Here is a 1464-nt window from a genome sequence, read left to right as displayed (position 1 = left end):
TCCTTGGGCGCCTCGGCCTTCGCAGGGTCCGCTTTCGGAGCCTCCGCCTTGGGCGCCGCACCGCCATCGCTCTTTGCGGCAGCACCGGCGTCCTCGCCTTCGCCTGCCAGAATGGCGATCACCGCATTGACCTTGACGCCTTCGGTGCCTGCCGGAACGACCAGCTTAGCGACTGTGCCCTCATCGACCGCTTCGACTTCCATCGTCGCCTTGTCGGTCTCGATCTCCGCGATCACGTCACCGGGCGCAACATGATCGCCTTCCTTGACCAGCCACTTGGCGAGATTGCCCTCTTCCATGGTGGGCGAGAGAGCCGGCATGGTGATGTTGATTGGCATGTTGTCCTCCCGACCGGCTCAGCGATAGGTGACGGCTTTGACCGCCTCGACGACCTCGCCGACATTGGGCAACGCCAGCTTTTCGAGGTTCGCCGCGTAAGGCATCGGCACATCCTTGCCGGCGATGGTGATGACCGGCGCATCGAGGAAGTCGAAGGCGCGCTGCGAGACCTGGCTGGCGATGTGGTCGCCGACCGAGCTCTGCGGGAAGCCTTCCTCCACCACGACCAGCCGGTTGGTCTTCTTGACCGAGGCGATGATGGTATCGAAGTCGAGCGGACGGACGGTTCTCAAATCGATGATCTCGGCGTCAAGGCCCATGCCGCGCAGTTCGGCCTCGGCCTTGACCGCATAGGTCATGCCGATGCCGAAGGAGACGAGGGTGACGTCCCTGCCCTGCTTGTGCACACGCGCCTTGCCGATCGGCAGCACGAAATCGTCGAGCTTCGGCACGTCGAAGGACTGGCCGTAGAGAATCTCGTTCTCGAGGAAGATGACCGGGTTCGGATCGCGGATCGCGGCCTTGAGCAGGCCCTTGGCGTCGGCGGCCGTGTAAGGCATCACCACTTTCAGGCCGGGGATGTGGCTGTACCAGGCGGCGTAGCACTGCGAGTGCTGGGCGGCGACACGGGCCGCGGCGCCGTTCGGGCCGCGGAAGACGATCGGCGCGCCCATCTGGCCGCCGGACATATAGAGTGTCTTGGCGGCCGAATTGATGATCTGATCGATCGCCTGCATGGCGAAGTTGAAGGTCATGAACTCGACGATCGGCTTCAGGCCTGCCATCGCCGCGCCCACACCGACGCCGGCAAAGCCATGCTCGGTGATCGGGGTATCGACGACGCGGCGCGGCCCGAACTCCTGCAGCAGGCCTTGCGTGATCTTGTAGGCGCCCTGGTATTCGGCAACTTCCTCGCCCATGACGAAGACATCGCCGTCGCGGCGCATTTCCTCGGCCATCGCGTCACGCAGCGCCTCGCGCACCGTGGTCGAGACCATTTCGGTGCCGGCAGGGATGTCCGGATCGGCCGCGACTTCCGCCTTCGGCGCGGCGGCGACAGGCGCAGCCGCCTCGCTTTTGGCCGCGGCGGGCGCCGGTGCCGGCGCGGCCGCTTCAGCCTTGGGC

General features: G+C 65.6%; 2 protein-coding genes. Both read right to left on the bottom strand.

The genetic code is table 11. The features are described 5' to 3' along the window. Positions 1–338 (bottom strand): biotin/lipoyl-containing protein (locus EOA60_RS32670; RefSeq protein WP_128312602.1); only part of this gene is annotated, 338 nt, incomplete at its 3' end. Positions 339–356: 18 nt separating this feature from the next. Beyond that, positions 357–1464: pyruvate dehydrogenase complex E1 component subunit beta (locus tag EOA60_RS32665; RefSeq protein ID WP_128312601.1), on the bottom strand; the 1108-nt coding region annotated here is incomplete at its 5' end.

The organism is Mesorhizobium sp. M1A.F.Ca.IN.020.06.1.1, from assembly GCF_004023265.1.
In the GTDB taxonomy this organism is placed as follows: domain Bacteria; phylum Pseudomonadota; class Alphaproteobacteria; order Rhizobiales; family Rhizobiaceae; genus Mesorhizobium.
This window is presented reverse-complemented; position numbering and strand designations above follow the sequence as displayed.